Origin of the sequence: Bacillus sp. FF-1 (assembly GCF_028548245.1) — a bacterium.
In the GTDB taxonomy this organism is placed as follows: domain Bacteria; phylum Bacillota; class Bacilli; order Bacillales; family Bacillaceae_G; genus Bacillus_A; species Bacillus_A paranthracis.
The window spans coordinates 122,669-140,329 of record NZ_JAQQGG010000001.1 but is presented as its reverse complement, the minus strand read 5'-3'; the positions used below and the strand labels follow the sequence as shown (position 1 = coordinate 140,329).

Here is a 17,661-nt window from a genome sequence, read left to right as displayed (position 1 = left end):
TTTTATATAGTAAAAAAATCCATTCTTCTGTAATAGAAGAATGGATTTTTTATTATTGATAAATCTCTTTATATTTCTTGTACTCCGCTTCAGAACATAGTACGAAATGTCCCGGGCGAATTTCACGCATTGTCGGTTCTTCACTGCCATAATTGTGCTGAGATGGATCGTATACGATACGTTTACGATTGCGCTCATAATCTGGATCTGGAAGTGGAATTGCTGATAATAGTGATTTTGTATATGGATGAATTGGATTTGCATATAACTCATCACTTGTTGTTAATTCAACGATTTGACCACGGTACATTACACCAATGCGGTCACTAATGTATTTTACCATTGATAAATCATGGGCAATGAATAAGTATGTTAAACCTTTTTCTTTTTGTAACTTTTTCAGTAAGTTTACAACTTGCGCCTGAATTGATACGTCAAGTGCTGAGATTGGCTCATCGGCAATGATAAATTCAGGTTCTACAGCAAGTGCACGAGCGATACCGATACGCTGACGTTGTCCACCTGAGAATTCATGAGGGAAACGGTTTGCGTGCTCTTTATTTAAGCCAACTGTGTTTAATAATTCATGAACACGGTCCATACGCTCTTTTTTGTTTTTCGCTAATCCGTGAATATCAATACCTTCTGCAATAATATCCCCTACTGTCATACGAGGGTTTAATGATGCATATGGATCTTGGAAAATCATTTGCATTTTACGGTTGAATTTCTTCAATTCTGCGCGTGATTTTTTGCCATGTACATTTTCACCGTCGAACAATACTTCACCTGCAGTTGCATCATATAAACGAATGATCGTTCTTCCAGTTGTTGATTTACCACAACCCGATTCTCCTACAAGACCAAATGTTTCTCCGCGGTAAATATCAAATGAAATATCATTAACCGCTTTGACAACACCACCACTCACGTCGAAGTGCTGCTTTACATTTTTTACTTCAATTAATTTCTCACGTTGTTTAGTCATGTTGTTCACCTGCTTTCATTTGAAGAATGCGTTTTTCAACGACTGCCGGCGGTTTTACTTCTGGAGCTTGCTCATGAAGTAACCAAGTTGCCGCATAGTGTGTATCACTTACTTTAAATAAAGGTGGGTCCATTTCAAAATCAATTTTCAGTGCCTGTGGGTTACGTGGTGCAAAAGCATCTCCCTTTGGCGGCTTCAATAAATCTGGAGGCGTTCCAGGAATTGCATATAACTCTTCTTCTGAACCATCTAAACTTGGCATAGATGCGATTAAGCCCCAAGTATATGGATGTTTTGGATTGTAGAAAATTTCATCTACAGTTCCGATTTCAACAACTTTACCAGCGTACATAACTGCTACGCGGTCCGCAACGTTCGCCACTACACCTAAGTCATGCGTAATGAAAATGATTGCTGCTTCTGTTTTTTGTTGAATGTCCTTCATAAGCTCTAAAATTTGCGCCTGAATTGTAACGTCTAGCGCTGTTGTCGGCTCATCGGCAATCAATAATTTTGGGTTACAAGCTAATGCCATCGCAATAACTACACGCTGCCTCATACCACCAGAGAATTGGTGCGGATATTGTTTTAAACGAGCTTCTGGATTTGGAATACCTACAAGGTCGATTAATTCCAACGCAACTTTACGTGCGTCTGCTTTACTCATTCCTTGGTGTTTAATAAGGCCTTCCATAATTTGATTTCCAATTGTCATCGTTGGGTTTAATGATGTCATTGGATCTTGGAAAATCATCGCGATATCTTTACCACGTACTTGCTGCATTTCTTTTTCTGTTAATTTCGTTAAGTCACGACCTTCAAATACGATTTCACCATTTTTAATGCGTCCAGGAGGATTCGGAATTAATCCCATTAACGCTTTAGAAGTAACTGATTTCCCAGAACCAGATTCTCCTACAATCGCTAATGTTTCCCCTTTTTTCAAATCAAAAGTAACGCCGCGTACAGCTTGTACTTCACCTGCATGTGTATCAAAGGAGACTTGTAAATCTTTTACCTCTAACAATGTTTTCATCTTTGCCTCTCCCCTCTTTTACTTACGCATTTTTGGATCTAACGCATCGCGTAATCCGTCTGCCATTAAGTTAAACGCTAAAATTAATATACTGATGACAACCGCAGGAATGAACATCATATGCGGATACGTTTGAATTGATTTATAACCGTCATTTACAAGAGAACCAAGTGATGCGAATGGTGGTTGAATACCTAAACCGATGAAGCTTAAGAACGCCTCACCAAACACCGCTGTTGGAATTGTAAACATTGTCATTACAATAATTGGTCCCATTACGTTCGGGATTAAGTGTTTTACAATTAATTGTGTATTTGTTGCACCTAATGTACGAGATGCTAATACGTATTCTTGATTTTTTAATTTAAGGATTTGTCCACGAACGATACGCGACATCCCTATCCAACCTGTAATTGCCATTGCGAGTGTAATTGACCATATACCAGATCCCATAATGATTACCATTAAAATAACGATGATTAAGTATGGAATACCGTTAATAATCTCCATAATACGTTGCATAATGTTATCTACTCTACCGCCATAGAATGCTGAAATACCTCCATATGCAACCCCAATTACTAAGTCAATTGCTGCTGCTAAAAGAGCGATATATAATGATACGCGTGTACCTTCCCATGTTCTTGTCCATAAATCGCGTCCAAGATCATCTGTACCAAACCAGAAATACTCTTTAATATCACGTTTTTCATATTGGTCAACACCATATTGATCTGTACCGTCAAATGGTAACCAATGAACATTTTCAATAACTGGAATTTTCGGTGGCAATTTTGCACGTCCTAAATCTTGCTCTTTATACGAGTGCTTACTTACCATCGGTCCGAAGATTGCTAGTAAGATAATAAGCGTTAATAAAACTAAACCAAACATTGCTCCTTTATGTTGGAACAAACGTCTTCTTACATCTTGCCAAAACGTTAAGCTTGGACGGGCAATGACTTCATTATCCACATTATTTTGATTAGCTTGTTGAAATAAGTCTGGAGATAATTTTTGTACATCTTTCATCATTTTTTCCCTCCCGCTAAACGAATACGAGGATCAATAATTCCGTATAAAATATCAACAATGAAAATAACTAAGATGAAGATCGCACTATAGAAAATTGTAGTTCCCATAATAACTGTATAGTCATTCACTGTAATAGATTTAACGAACTGTTCCCCTAGTCCTGGTACAGCATAAATTTGCTCAATAACTAATGTACCTGTAATTAACCCTGCAACCATTGGTCCTAAAATTGTTACAACTGGAATTAACGCGTTACGAAGGGCGTGTTTGATAATGATAACGCCTTGGCTAATTCCTTTCGCTTTCGCTGTTAAAATGTAGTCAGCTTGCATAACTTCAATTAACTCTGCACGAGCGAAACGTGCGATTGTTGCGATAACTGCCATCGATAAAGCGATTGTAGGCATTACTGTAAACTCTGGCCCTTTCCAGAATGCTACTGGGAACCATCCAAGTTTTACCCCTACGAAATATTGTAGTAATGCGGCAAATACGAACGATGGTACCGACATCCCGAGTACGGAAATAATTGTCGCTCCATAGTCGACCCACGTATTGTTACGAAGTGCCGCAACGATTCCTAAAATTAAACCGATAAATGTTCCTAATATAATCGCTTGTAAACCAAGTTGTGCTGATGGTCCAATGCGATCCACAATCATGTCTGTTACTGGACGGTTATCATATTGGAATGATACCCCTAAATCCCCTTTTGCTAAGTTACCTAAGTAACGTGCATATTGAACTGGTACTGGATCATTTAAACCATATTTTTCAAGAATGATTTCTTTTTGTGCCGGTGATAACTTCTCCTGATTTTTAAGCGGAGAACCTGGAAGTAATTTCATCAAAAAGAAAGTCAACGTAGTAATTAAAAATAATGTCAAAGCCATGTACACGAAACGTTTTAATACATAACGTCCCATAGTCAAGCACCTCCCCGTTTTTCTCAAAAGCAATAAGATAGTTTAAAATATTCTTACTTTTATTTTTTTAAAATAAGAGTACACGCCCATCATAGGCATATACCCTTATTCATGATGGAAACCATTTTTAGTTTTTGAGTTCAACCCACTTATAGCTAAATTCCCCGCCATACTTATGTTCTAATAGGCCAGTAATAGATTGGCGTTGTAAATATGCTTTTCCAGGTTGATATACTGGAGCAATCGCCGCATCTTCAAGCAGTTGTTTTTCCGCTTGTAATAATGCATCCCAGCGAGCTTGTACATCAACTTCTGTTTTTGCTTTTTTAATTAAATCATCATACGCTGGGTTTGCGTAATGTACTTTGTTTTGTGCATTACCTGTCGTATACATTTCAAGGAATGACATTGGATCCATATAATCTGGACTCCATCCCGCATATGACATTGCATAATCTCCACTTGCTTCAAGTTTTAATTTTTGTGCAAATGGTTGCATTTTTGTTGGAACTGTTAAACCTGGTAAGTTCTTTTCAAATTGGCCTTTTAAATACTCTCCGATTTTTTTAGCATCATCAGTATCAAAGTTTAATAGCTCTAACTCTACTTTGTCTACACCAAGTTCTTTTTTACCAGCTTCCCAGTATTTTTGTGCTTCTTTCATATCCTCTTTTATAAGCTTTCCGTTTTCTTCACGGAAGTCTTTTCCATTCGGACCTTTTGCTAAGCCTTTCGGAACAAAACCATATATACCCTCTGAACCATCGTTTAAGATTACTTTTCCGATGTTTTCACGTTCAAAGGACATTGCAATTGCTTTTCGGATATTTTTATTTGCTAAAAATTTATTCTTTTCATTTAAGCGAATAAATTGTGTAGATGGTCTCTTAATCGTTTTAAAGTCAGCATCTGATTTGTATTTATCTACAAACTCTGATGTTAAGACTACACGATCAATTGCTTTCGTTTCATATAAATTTATAGCAGTTGAACGATCCTTAACAATATTGAAGTTTATTTCCTCAAGTTTTACTTCTTTATTTTCCCAATACGTTGGATTCTTCTTAAGTTGGAAACTTTGTTCATGCTTCCATTCATTTAATACGAATGGACCATTATAAAGTGTCGTATTGGATTCTAATCCAAACTTTGCTCCTTGTTCTGTTACAAATTTCTCATTCAAAGGATATAATGTTGGATAGACTGTTAAACTTACAAAATAAGGAACAGGGTTATCTAATTCCACTTCAAGTGTATGATCATCAATTGCCTTTACACCAAGTTCTTCAACTGGTAATTCTTTTTTGTTAACTTTCTCCGCATTTTTAACATCAAATAGTATGTAAGCAAACTTGGCACCCGTGTTTGAATCTACAGCTCTTCGCCAAGAATAAACGAAGTCCTTCGCTGTTACAGGTTCACCATTAGACCATTTCGCATCTTCACGTAACTTAAACACATATTTTTTGCCATCCTCTGATTTCTCATAAGATTTAGCGACACCCGGAACAAGTTTATCATCTTTCCCCAGACGATATAACCCTTCCATTGTGTTATTCATGATGTTAGAAGATGTTGCATCTGTTGATAACGTCGTATCCATAGTTGGGATTTCAGCTGTCTCAGTTAGATTTAACACTTGCTTGTTTGAGGATTTTTCTTTCGCGCCTGCTTTATTATCCTCTTTTTGGTAACTACAAGCTCCTAACATACTGACAGTCAACGTCGATGCAAGTAATAACGGTATCTTTTTCTTCATGTTGTGTTGCCTCCCCTAATTGCACTTCCTGTACCCTCACTTGTAAAAAAGTAGAATTGAAAGAATAATCTCCAAGTTTCTACAATTTTCATTATACATATAATATAACAATTGTGAATATAGTTTTTTGTTTTTTTGTTAAAATTTTTAATAAAATGTTTATTTTTTTATTTTTTTGTAAAGGGATACGTTAACATTGCTACCATCATCTTGCAATCAGACCTTTAATTGCGTATAATTTTCAAAAAATTAGTTCTAGTACATATTATAGCTTTTATAGTATAATAATTCTAGTAATATTTTGACGGAGGGGAACATTTTGAATAAAGTTTTTTTTCATACTTGTATACTAATTTTCATAGCGATAATCGCTTCTAGTATTGGTGCATTCCTCGTTTCATCGCATTTTTTGTTGAATTTTGTCAACATCTCTTTTTATATTGCACTATTTTTTATTCTTACAGGCGGTTTTTTATTCATATTTCAAAATGGATTTTTTAACGTAACAATTTACGCATTCCAAAGAGTATTTGGTACGAACAAAAAAATCGACTCTTTAATTGAAGAAGTAGAGGAACCTGTCGATAAGAAAGAACGTATTTATAAAACATATTCATTCAAATGGACGTATCCAATTTGCATTACCGGTATCGTTCTTGGGTTGTTCTCGACCTTCATTAGCTTTACTATTTTGATGTAGTTTGCAAACACTATCCCATATGATATAATAATCTGCAAAACATTTTGTTATAAAACTTTAGTTCTTTCATATTTAAAAGAGCTCAGGTAACAATAAATAAATTTATATGTATGCGATGATAAAGAAGAGTACATATTGAGGCAATTTCAGAGAGCTTGTGGCTGGTGTGAACAAGTAATTGTACAGTATGGAATGGGCTTTTGAGCTCCAAACCGAACCGAAAGTAGTAGGCTTTGGCGTTATATCCAAACGTTATTATGGATTAGAGAGATTTCACAGTAGTGAAATAATTAGGGTGGTACCGCGGTCCATTCGTCCCTATAGTTTTTTGGGATGAATGGGCTTTTTTGTTTGCCTTCTCTTCCCTATCACGCATTCAAATTTAGGAGGAATTACTTATGTCAGTTATCTTTTCTGGTATTCAGCCGAGTGGAACGATTACACTTGGAAACTATTTAGGGGCTATGAAGCAATTTACAGAGCTTCAAAACGAACACGACTGTTATTTCTGTATTGTAAATCAACATGCGATTACAGTGCCTCAAGATCCCGTCGGGCTTCGTAAAAACATCCGCAGTCTTGCTGCACTTTATGTAGCATGCGGTATCGATCCTGAAAAAGCTACGTTATTTGTACAATCAGAAGTACCGGCACACGCTCAACTAGGATGGATTATGCAATCAGTTGCTTACGTTGGAGAATTAGAGCGTATGACGCAATATAAAGATAAAGCGTCAGGTAGAGATTCAGTACCAGCTGGATTACTAACGTATCCACCATTAATGGCTGCTGATATTTTACTTTACAACACTGAAATCGTGCCTGTTGGTGATGACCAAAAGCAACATATGGAATTAACACGTGACCTAGCAGAGCGTTTCAACAAACGCTTCCGTGAAGTATTCACAATTCCTGAAATCCGTATTCCAAAAGTAGGAGCTCGCGTTATGTCACTAACAGAGCCTACGAAAAAAATGAGTAAATCTGATCCGAATCCAAAATCAATGATCAGCATGCTTGACGAACCAAAAACAATTGAAAAGAAAATTAAGAGTGCTGTAACTGATTCTGAAGGTATCGTGAAATTTGATAAAGAAAACAAACCTGGCATCTCTAACTTATTAACAATCTACTCTTCATTCTCTGGAAAAACAGTTGAAGAAATTGAAGCAATGTACGAAGGAAAAGGATATGGCGACTTCAAAGGCGACTTAGCGCAAGTAGTCGTAGAGGCAATTCGTCCAATCCAAGACAAATATAACGAACTAATCAACTCACCAGAACTAGACGAAATTCTAGACAAAGGTGCCGAAAAAGCAAACCGCGTCGCATTCAAACAACTACGCAAAGTAGAAAACGCAATGGGACTAAGCAGAAAACGTAGGTAACATATAAAGCGGAAGCGGCTCGCTTAGAATGCGAGGGGGATGGAGCTCCTGACGTAGAGGCGTTTTTTGCCTCGCAGGAAGGCGCGAAACCACCGAACATTCTTGCCGCTGGAGCTGGATTTCATATAAAGCGGAGGCGACTGCTTAGCCCTGACGGCTAAGGTTCTTTCCCACAGAAGGTGCTTTTTACCTTCTTGTGGGGAAGGTTCTTAGACGCGAAGGGTTAGGAGCCGGAGCTAGATTACATATAAAGCGGAGGCGGCTCGTTCAGCTCTGACTGGCTAAGGTTCTTTCGCATAAAAGGCGCTTTTTGCCTTCTTATGCGGAAGGTTCTTAGACACGAAGAGCTTGCCGCTGGAGCTGGATTTCATATAAAGCAGAAGCGGCTCGCTTAGAATGTGAGGGGGATGGAGCTCCTGACGTAGAGGCGTTTTTTGCCTCGCAGGAAGGCGCGAAGCCACCGAACATTCTTGCCGCTGGAGCTAGACTACAACAAATAAAAAAAACCGCCGATTGGCGGTTTTTTAATTTACCTTTTGCTCGTTTTCCATTTCCCATAACTTTTCAAAAAATGGCTGTCCTTTTACGAGACGCTCGCATAATTGTTCGTGCTTCTCAGACCAACCTGTTTTCGCTTCATCATACAGCTTAGCCCAAATATCTTCAAATTCCATATGTTGAACCATTCCGTATGCTGATGGATCCCACTCTGTGAACCAATAGCGAATTTCCGCTGTGTTTTTCGTTGTATGTAATTGATCTAACGCCATAAATAGTAATTGTTTAAGCTGTCTTTCTTTACGAGTTAAGCCATTCATAATGAAAGGTGATGGTGATAAAATATGATGTTCTTTTTCCATTTCTTCTACTTGGAACTCATACTTTTCTGCTTGTACGTTTTCTACCATCTCATATACCATCTGCTCTTGGCGCGGTATAAGTCTGCTCTTTCGAATCGGTACGTTGTAACCAATTGTGTCGATTGCAATAATTCCTTTTCCATCTGTAACTACAAAGCAATACTCTTGCTGCAAACGTTCATGATTTTTACGAATATAAGCCTTATGATGTACGTCTTCCAACATTTTTTGCGGAAGCTCTAACAATTCGTTCTCGATGTAATGATATAATGTGGAATCTACTTTTAATAATGGCACTTGATCTAATAGCTCAATCGTATCATCTTTCCGCCATTCGTAAAAATGACAAACGTTATACCCATTTTCTTCACCTTCAAACCAATTTACCCATACATCATGTAGATATAACATTCACTACCCCTCACTTCACTACTGTTTGTATCCATCATTATGTTCAATTTTTCTTAACTTTATTCCACCTAAGGAAATATATTCTAATTATTATTTTTTCTTCTATTAATACTAAAAAAACAGGAAAGAGAGCTCCTGTTTTTTTATATATGAAATGTTTTTGCTTTATTCAATATTTCTTTTGCATCTATAGGTAATAAAGAAAGTGTATCTTCTCCTTCCAAAGTTACACAATCTTTGACAATATGAAATCCAAGCGCATAGCCAAGCATCTTCGGATAAGAGTGAAATCCATTTAATAAGATGTCGTGCTCCCTTGTTCCTCGCTTTATACTTATTCTTTCATATACAACGTTTTTCCAATAATATATAGCCTCTTCTTTTGAAAGATACGTCGTCCACGGTGCATTGTTTTTTTCTGAATATCTTTCCGTTACCGCTTGCTCAGCTAACCCTTCCATAATCATCGTATCAAGTAATGTATATTCCGTTTCTTTCGTCTCAATTTGATGCAACCTGCATATATGATGATATTCATGCGCCAATAGCACTTTTAATTCTTCCACCGAATTCCGTCCACATACGAATAAGAAAATAACGTGACGCATAGATAATCCAGCCCTGCCGTTATACTCTTCTTGTACAGTTCGATTATAGGAATCTGATAATAGAATAAAGACAGGGACATCTGGACCTTTTAACCAATTTTTCAGTTTCTCATACTCTGCACGTAACTCTTTCCAAACTTCCTTTTTCTCTAACTCTTTAATTTCTCGTTCTCCTCGCATAACAGGGCGATACATACCTTTAGAAATTAAAAAGCGATACAACCTTTCTTTTGGCAGCGGGATATACTTCGTAAACTTCTCACACAGCTTTTCTGGCCGTCCATAATATAGATGTAACCACTCAGCAGTTTCAACAACCCCCATCTTTATCCCTCCTTTTTCTTATGTATATGCAAAAAGAGAAAAAGACGTAAAAATAAATAAGGAGTTTTTTCGCAATATATCGCGAAAAAACTCCTTATCTCATCTATTATTTATACGCTTTAAATACTAATACTGCGTTATGACCACCGAATCCTAATGAATTACTTAACACCGCGTTTACTTCTTGATGTCTCGCATTATTCGGTACGTAATCTAAGTCACATTCTGGATCTGGTGTCTCATAGTTAATTGTTGGAGGAATTACTCCATCTGTAATTGATTTAATAGAGAAAATCGCTTCAACAGCACCAGCTGCCCCTAATAAGTGACCTGTCATTGATTTCGTTGAGCTGATTGCTACTTTATACGCATGCTCACCGAACGTTTCTTTAATTGCCATCGTTTCATACTTTTCATTCGCATCCGTACTTGTACCATGCGCATTAATGTAATCAATATCTTCTGGCTGTAGACCTGCATCCGCTAAAGCTTGACGCATTGCGCGCACGCCGCCTTCACCGCCAGGAGCTGGCATTGTAATATGGAATGCATCACCAGTTGCACCGTAACCAGCGATTTCCGCATAAATGTGAGCACCACGAGCTAATGCGTGCTCTAATTCTTCAAGAATTAAAATACCTGAACCTTCACCCATTACGAAACCACTACGGTTTTTATCGAATGGACGGCAAGCTGTTGCTGGATCTTCATTGAATGTTAATGCTTTCGCTGAGCTAAATCCTGCGAATGCCATACTTGTTAACGGCGCCTCTGCCCCGCCCGTAATCATTGCATCAGCATCACCACGCTGAATTGCTTTAAACGCATCACCAATTGAGTTTGCACCAGATGCACAAGCCGTTACAGAACAAGTGTTAATTCCTTTTGCTCCTGTTGCGATTGATACTTGGCCTGCTGCCATATCTGGAATCATCATCGGTACGAAGAATGGGCTCACGCGGCGCGGGCCTTTCTCAGTAAAAATCTTAAATTGTTCTTCGTATGTTTCCATACCACCAATACCAGAACCAATCCATACACCAATTCGAGGTCCATTTTCTTCTGTAATCTCAAGCTTTGCATCTGCAACTGCCATTTTCGCTGCTGCTACTGCATATTGTGTAAAGCGATCCATACGACGCGCTTCTTTTTTATCAATATATTTCTCGACTTCAAAGTCGTTAATTTCTGCTGCTACTTTTGCTGGAAATAGTTCCGGATCAATTCTTGTAAGTCGTCCGATTCCAGATACACCCTTTTTAATGTTTTCCCACGCTGTTTCAACATCTGTACCGACCGGTGTAACAGCTCCTAGTCCTGTAATTACGACCCTCTTTTTTTCCATACAAAATACACTCCTTTTTTTCTCTCAGTCCTTATTTACCCCAACGAAGAGCGACTGCTCCCCATGTTAATCCGCCGCCAAAACCAACAAGTATAATTAAATCACCATCTTGAATACGTCCGTTTTGCAATTCCTCTACCATTGCAATCGGAATGGAAGAAGCTGATGTATTACCGAACTTCTCAATTGTCATACTCATCTTTTCTTGTGGTAAATTTAATCTCTCTCTTGCAGATTCCATAATACGAATATTCGCTTGATGCGGTACTAAGAAATCCACATCTTCTTTCGTAAGACCAGCTTTATCTAGAACGCGAAGACAAGAATCCCCAAGTTGACGAACAGCAAATTTAAAGACTTCTCTGCCATTCATCATAACATACTCATCTTGATAAAGATGCTTACCGCCACTTCCGTCCGCTCCTAATTCGAAAGATAGAACGCCTTTACCTTCTGAAACAGCTCCCATTACGATCGCACCGGCTCCGTCTCCAAATAGTACTGCTGTATTTCGATCGTTCCAATCTACAATTTTAGATAGTTTATCACTACCAACTACTAGTATATTTTTATAAGTTCCCGTTTGAATAAATTGCTGCGCTGTAATCATTCCGTACATAAAACCAGCACACGCTGCACTTAAATCCATTGCAGCTGCATGTTTTGCGCCAATTGCTTCTTGAATGACACAAGCCACTGCTGGAAAAGCACGATCCGGCGTTACTGTTGCTACTAAAATAAGATCGATATCCTCTCCGCTAACCCCTGCATCTTCAAGCGCTTTTTTAGAAGCCTCTACGGCCATATATGAAGTATCTATTGTATCATCGGCAATGCGTCTTTCCGCAATCCCTGTTCTCGTACGAATCCATTCATCGGATGTATCCATTATTTTCTCTAAATCGTGATTTGTGACTACTTTTTCCGGCACATATCTTCCGATCCCTAAAATGCCCACGTTCACATCGCAGCCCTCCGTTTTATATCAATTATTATGACTTGGTACTAATTTTAAAACATAAATGTATTTTTGTCTAGAATATATTTCTGCTAAAACATAAAGCGAACGCATTATTCACCTTATTGTTTATGAAAAGAAACGGAAACATACCTTTCCCTGTTCTTTCGAAATATAAAAAGGCCCGAACCGTTTCTACTTACAGTTCAGGCCTCTCTTCCATCTAAATTTTTATTCTTTATCTGCTTTCCTTCTAAACTAGAGGGTTCTCCTCACTACTTTTCCTTTAGCCTCTTCATATATCTGGTTTTCCCCCAGGCGAAAATAAAAAAAGGCCCTGACCGCTTCTATCCACGGTTCGGGCCTCTCTTCCATCTCAAAAGATGCTTTTTATTCTTTTTATGCTTTTTATTCTTGATCTGCTTTCCCAAGCTCATATGCTTCGTTCATAACTTTCATCAATAACTCTAATACTGGTTGAGCTTTCTCCATATCAAGCGCAATTCCATTATCATCTAAAATGGCCTTTGCTTCTGGTAAATGCTTCATTGCGATTTGTAAAAATTGCATGCTTTTCTCATTCATATTATGTTCTTCCTCTCCATTAAAACTTTCACATACATAGTGTAACACGCTCGCTATCCTTCGTATAACTCTTTATATTTTTTCATATGTGCCAATTGTTTATTTAAACCGTATTCTAACGGAGTATTTCTTTTTATCGAAATAACCTCTACAGTTCCATCTCTTTCTTCCACATTCTCTTTTTTCACTTTATCCTCTGCACGTAAAAGGTTCATACCTTTTTTCCATAATGATTTTTTACCACTAAGTAAATTATATATACCGAGATACTCCTCGTTCATTCCATTTTCCCATAAGTATTCACATACATCTTCAACGTACAGTAGATCACTCGCGTTTTCCTCACTCGTATAATGGCACTCTTTCTCACCCAGTTCTGATAAAATGAGCTGATGATACATCATAAAAGATGGTTGCCATGGCCCATATAATGTAGGAACTCGAAATACACTATATTGTACCTCTCCTTTTTTCAATCCTTCTTCCACTTTCGCAAATAGACGTTTATTTTCGGACTCATCTACGTTTCCTACTTCAATAGAAGAAATTAGATTTAACTTCACTTTATGTTCTTCACACAGTCTTATCATTCGCTTTAAATACTGTAATATAACTCTTTCATTTCGAAAGCCACTTTGTTGGTTAGGCTCATACAGACAAAAGTAAACGGCATCAAATTTCTCTTCCTCTACGGATCTCCATCCGTCTTCATCTCTTATCGAATAATACGTAAATAACGCATTTCGCCCAATTAACAATAACTTCTCTTCATTAATTTTTGTCATACTATCGAATTCATCAAAATCAAGACCATATACTTCTACTTCTTCTGCAATCATTTTATTCACAAGGTGATAACCTACAAACGTAAGTGCACCTATAATTAGCACGCGTTCCATACCACCAACCCTTTCTCCTTGAAACAAATAGCTCCTCATTTATGTATATGGGAGCTTCACAATTCTTCTTCATATTTTTTAAAGAAATCAGTCGTTTGCCTAACCATTTTATATTTCACATCTTGCAGATGGAATAAGACAGAAGTATCGCATTGGTTCAATTGCCTCATTTTCTCGTATTTACGTAGCAACTGTTTTCTTCCTCTTTTTTCTTGTGTTGATACAAAAATTTTAACAGGTACACAAGACGGAAGAAGCGTAAATGATTTCTTATTTATTTTCGATTCTAATTCTTCTTCTTTAGCATCATACGCTAAACATAATTCCTTCACGAGTCTCTTGTAAAAAAACTTATGCTCTTTCTCAAACTCGACATATTCTGGTAAATCTAAACACGGATTTAGCATAATGACAGAGCGTATACATTCAGGGTATTTGTTCATCATTTCAAGTGCTACAAGTGCCCCCATACCATCTGCCATAATGTGCATTTTCGCATTCAATGTCTCTTTTCTCAGAACAACGTCATATAGGCGTTTTGCTAGACGAACAGATTGATCGTTTCCCCAATGTCTTCCGTATAAATTAGAAGAAAAGACCGTATAGCCTTCCTCAATAAGGCCATGTAAAAAATAAGATCTACCCGCATGCTGTGTCCATAAACTTGTACCATTCTCAATAAAGTAGTTGTAATCACCTAGAAGCATGACAGAAAATCCATTTGGCTTCTCCGGTAAATAAATGACACATGGTTCTTTTTCTAAGTAAAAAAAACGTTCCGTAATACTCATTTTTCCCCCGCCTTATTTTCTAAACGTATAAAAGTACTCTTTTATAATGTATGAACGGAATGCAAATTTGCGTTGAAAAATCTACAAATATTTTTCTATATTCTTTTTTCAATTGTGTTACAATAAGGACAGATTGAACGAATAGAGGTGTAAAATATGCGTTTCATTTGGGCATTAATTTGGTCGTTCTTGCTTGTACATATGATGAGCTACGTAATCGGCTCTATGACTGGCGGTACATACGATTTTAACCAAGCGTCTATTTTCTCAGTTGTTCTTGCGGTATTCGTACTAGCAATTGCAGCTGCAATTCCAAACGAGCCAGTAGAACAACACTAAAAAAAGAGTCCGGATTTTATCCGAACTCTTTTTTGTTTTACTTCACATGAACGACTAATTCGTTATTTTCTACATCAACAACTACATGACTATTGTCAGTAATCGTTCCTGCAATTAATTCTCTCGCTAATTTCGTCTCAACTTGACGCTGTACATATCGTTTTAACGGACGAGCTCCGTACATTGGATCGAAGCCAGCTTCGACAACAAACTCTTTCGCTGCGTCTGTTAATTGTACCGTAATATGACGGTCAGCTAAACGGCCTTGTAATTCTTTTACAATTTTATCAACAATACCTTTAATTTCATTCGTTGTAAGAGGTTTGAATAAAATAATTTCGTCGACACGATTTAAAAACTCTGGTCGGAAATGTCCTCTTAATTGCCCCATGACAAGTTCTCTTGATTCCTCTTTAATTGAGCCATCTTCTTCTAATCCATCTAATAAATGAGCAGATCCAATATTTGACGTCATAATAATAACTGTGTTTTTAAAGTCTACTGTACGTCCTTGCGAATCTGTAATGCGTCCGTCATCTAACATTTGTAATAAAATGTTGAATACTTCTGGATGTGCTTTTTCGATTTCATCTAACAAAATAACAGAATATGGTTTACGTCTTACTGCTTCTGTTAATTGACCGCCCTCTTCATATCCAACATATCCAGGAGGTGCACCAATTAAGCGTGACACAGCGTGTTTCTCCATGTACTCAGACATATCAATACGAATCATTTGCTCTTCACTATCAAATAAAGACTGCGCTAACGTTTTTGCAAGTTCTGTTTTACCAACACCAGTCGGTCCTAAGAAGATGAAGGAACCAATTGGACGGTTCGGGTCTTTAATACCAGCACGAGCACGAAGAACTGCGTCTGATACTAGGCTTACCGCTTCTTCTTGTCCGATAACACGCTCTGATAAAATTTGCTCTAATCGTAATAATTTCTCACGTTCACCTTCAACGAGTTTTGCGACAGGAATACCAGTCCAGCGTGAAACAATATCAGCAATCTCTTCTTCACTTACTTCCTCACGTAATAAACGATTTTCTTGTTTATTATTCGCGCCCATTTCTTCTGCTTCTTTTAACTCTTTTTCAATTGCAGGAATTTTTCCGTGGCGAAGTTCCGCTGCTCTATTTAAGTCGTAATTACCTTCTGCTTCTTCTAATTCACGGCGCAGACGCTCTAAATGTTCACGTAAGTCACGAACTTTGTGAATATCTTCTTTTTCTTTCTCCCATTTGGCTCTCATGCCACTTGCCACTTCTTTTAAATCCGATAATTCACGTTGCAATGTTTTTAGACGTTCTTGGCTACCAAAGTCTTTCTCTTTTCCAAGAGCTGCTTCTTCAATTTCCAGCTGCATAATGCGACGCGTTACTTCATCTAATTCTGTTGGCATAGAATCAATTTCTGTACGAATTGTTGCGCACGCTTCGTCAACAAGATCAATTGCTTTATCCGGCAAGAAACGGTCCGAAATATATCGATCTGATAAAACTGATGCTGCTACAATCGCGCGGTCATGAATATTTACACCATGATAAATTTCAAAACGCTCTTTTAAACCACGTAAAATGGAAATTGTATCTTCAACGGTTGGTTCTTCTGCTAATACTTGTTGGAAACGTCTTTCTAGAGCTGGATCTTTCTCAATATATTTACGATATTCATCTAGTGTCGTCGCCCCGATACAATGCAGTTCACCACGCGCAAGCATCGGTTTTAACATATTTCCTGCATCCATTGCGCCTTCTGTTTTACCAGCGCCGACAATTGTATGAAGTTCATCAATGAATAATAAAATGCGTCCTTCACTCTTTTTAATTTCATTTAATACAGCTTGGAGACGCTCTTCAAATTCACCGCGGAATTTCGCTCCAGCTACAAGCGCACTCATATCTAATGCAAAGATTGTTCTATCTTTTAATCCTTCAGGTACATCCTTTTTCACAATACGCTGTGCTAACCCTTCAACAATTGCTGTTTTACCAACACCTGGTTCACCAATTAAAACTGGGTTGTTTTTCGTTTTACGTGAAAGAATGCGGATTACGCGGCGAATTTCACTATCGCGGCCGATAACAGGGTCAATTTTCCCCGCTCTTACTTCCGCTACTAAATCACGACCATATTTTTCTAACGCTTCATAAGTTGCTTCTGGATTTTGACTAGTCACTCTTTGATTCCCCCGAACTGTCATTAAAGACTGTAATAAGTTATCTTTCGTAATATGAAATCTTGTAAATAATTGATTTATATCGCCTTTTTCTTCAGTAAAAGCAAGCAATACATGTTCAATTGAAATGTAGTCATCTTGCAATTTCTCTGCTTCTTTTCCCGCTCTTACAAGTAATTGTTGCAGAGCACCTGTTATATATAATTTACCCGCTTCTGCACCGCTCCCCGTTACGGAAGGCTTTTTCTTAATTAAATTTTCGGCGCCTTGTTTTAATGCTTCTATATCGACGTTCATTTTTTGAAAAATACGTACTGCTAACCCATCTTGCTCTTCTAATAATGTAAACAAGAGATGAACAGTATCTACTTCTTGATGGTGATGAGATACCGCTAAAGATTGGGCACTCATAATCGCCTCTTGTGTTTTTGTTGTCATTTGATTTAAGTCCATCTTTACAGTCCTCCAAATGTTTGACTTTCTTTGACCTTTGATTTGATTATACGCCAACTGACTTTTTTATA

The 17,661-nt window shown here is 37.6% G+C and carries 16 protein-coding genes and 1 other annotated feature; of the genes, 3 read left to right on the top strand and 13 right to left on the bottom strand.

Going from position 1 to position 17,661, the window contains the following annotated elements:
* Positions 1-52 precede the first annotated feature (52 nt).
* The 5 genes from PQF83_RS00755 to PQF83_RS00735 form a co-directional block, all read right to left on the bottom strand.
* Positions 53-988: an ABC transporter ATP-binding protein gene (locus tag PQF83_RS00755; protein ID WP_000166346.1), complete on the bottom strand. Its 936-nt coding sequence runs from the start codon at positions 986-988 to the stop codon at positions 53-55.
* Positions 981-2,024, bottom strand: a complete 1,044-nt coding sequence (locus tag PQF83_RS00750; RefSeq protein ID WP_000854346.1) for an ABC transporter ATP-binding protein — start codon at positions 2,022-2,024, stop codon at positions 981-983. Before PQF83_RS00750 ends, PQF83_RS00755 begins: the two co-directional genes overlap by 8 nt.
* 18 nt (positions 2,025-2,042) lie before the next feature.
* Positions 2,043-3,059, bottom strand: a complete 1,017-nt coding sequence (gene opp3C, locus PQF83_RS00745; RefSeq protein ID WP_000974101.1) for an oligopeptide ABC transporter permease — start codon at positions 3,057-3,059, stop codon at positions 2,043-2,045.
* Positions 3,056-3,985 (bottom strand): oligopeptide ABC transporter permease, encoded by a 930-nt coding sequence (gene opp3b, locus PQF83_RS00740; RefSeq protein WP_000534165.1) that lies wholly within the window; start codon positions 3,983-3,985, stop codon positions 3,056-3,058. The genes opp3C and opp3b overlap by 4 nt, the downstream gene beginning before the upstream one ends.
* A 127-nt stretch (positions 3,986-4,112) precedes the next feature.
* Positions 4,113-5,744 carry a peptide ABC transporter substrate-binding protein gene (locus PQF83_RS00735; RefSeq protein ID WP_000727235.1) on the bottom strand — a complete coding sequence of 544 codons (1,632 nt, stop codon included), beginning with the start codon at positions 5,742-5,744 and terminating at the stop codon, positions 4,113-4,115.
* A 319-nt stretch (positions 5,745-6,063) separates the two neighbouring features.
* Between PQF83_RS00735 and PQF83_RS00730 the strand changes: the two genes are divergently transcribed.
* Complete coding sequence (locus PQF83_RS00730) at positions 6,064-6,444, top strand: DUF3899 domain-containing protein (RefSeq protein ID WP_001044989.1); 381 nt, start codon at positions 6,064-6,066, stop codon at positions 6,442-6,444.
* A 106-nt stretch (positions 6,445-6,550) separates the two neighbouring features.
* Positions 6,551-6,767 (top strand) — a binding site (T-box leader).
* A 75-nt stretch (positions 6,768-6,842) separates the two neighbouring features.
* Positions 6,843-7,832: a tryptophan--tRNA ligase gene (gene trpS / locus PQF83_RS00725; RefSeq protein WP_000110985.1), complete on the top strand. Its 990-nt coding sequence runs from the start codon at positions 6,843-6,845 to the stop codon at positions 7,830-7,832.
* Between the two features lie 524 nt (positions 7,833-8,356).
* On the opposite strand, the gene PQF83_RS00715 is transcribed toward trpS, so the two are convergent.
* From PQF83_RS00715 to PQF83_RS00685, 7 genes are all read right to left on the bottom strand, one after another.
* Positions 8,357-9,103: a YjbA family protein gene (locus PQF83_RS00715; protein WP_000966137.1), complete on the bottom strand. Its 747-nt coding sequence runs from the start codon at positions 9,101-9,103 to the stop codon at positions 8,357-8,359.
* Between the two features lie 143 nt (positions 9,104-9,246).
* Positions 9,247-10,035 (bottom strand): DUF2268 domain-containing protein, encoded by a 789-nt coding sequence (locus tag PQF83_RS00710; protein WP_000539323.1) that lies wholly within the window; start codon positions 10,033-10,035, stop codon positions 9,247-9,249.
* Positions 10,036-10,141: 106 nt separating this feature from the next.
* Positions 10,142-11,380, bottom strand: a complete 1,239-nt coding sequence (fabF, locus tag PQF83_RS00705) for a beta-ketoacyl-ACP synthase II (RefSeq protein WP_000412651.1) — start codon at positions 11,378-11,380, stop codon at positions 10,142-10,144.
* 31 nt (positions 11,381-11,411) lie between these two features.
* Complete coding sequence (gene fabH / locus PQF83_RS00700; RefSeq protein WP_001100541.1) at positions 11,412-12,344, bottom strand: beta-ketoacyl-ACP synthase III; 933 nt, start codon at positions 12,342-12,344, stop codon at positions 11,412-11,414.
* A gap of 402 nt (positions 12,345-12,746) precedes the next feature.
* Positions 12,747-12,923 carry a ComZ family protein gene (locus PQF83_RS00695; protein WP_009879752.1) on the bottom strand — a complete coding sequence of 59 codons (177 nt, stop codon included), beginning with the start codon at positions 12,921-12,923 and terminating at the stop codon, positions 12,747-12,749.
* Between the two features lie 53 nt (positions 12,924-12,976).
* Positions 12,977-13,849 (bottom strand): NAD-dependent epimerase/dehydratase family protein, encoded by an 873-nt coding sequence (locus PQF83_RS00690; RefSeq protein ID WP_000486163.1) that lies wholly within the window; start codon positions 13,847-13,849, stop codon positions 12,977-12,979.
* Between the two features lie 29 nt (positions 13,850-13,878).
* Entirely contained in the window at positions 13,879-14,613 is a 735-nt protein-coding gene (locus tag PQF83_RS00685) for a hypothetical protein (protein WP_000028704.1), read from the bottom strand.
* A gap of 156 nt (positions 14,614-14,769) precedes the next feature.
* Between PQF83_RS00685 and PQF83_RS00680 the strand changes: the two genes are divergently transcribed.
* Positions 14,770-14,952 carry a YjzD family protein gene (locus tag PQF83_RS00680; RefSeq protein WP_001211114.1) on the top strand — a complete coding sequence of 61 codons (183 nt, stop codon included), beginning with the start codon at positions 14,770-14,772 and terminating at the stop codon, positions 14,950-14,952.
* A 37-nt stretch (positions 14,953-14,989) separates the two neighbouring features.
* Here PQF83_RS00680 and clpB read toward each other — a convergent pair whose 3' ends face one another.
* On the bottom strand, positions 14,990-17,590 hold the full coding sequence (gene clpB, locus PQF83_RS00675) for an ATP-dependent chaperone ClpB (protein WP_000365371.1): 2,601 nt from the start codon (positions 17,588-17,590) through the stop codon (positions 14,990-14,992).
* Positions 17,591-17,661: the final 71 nt, after the last annotated feature.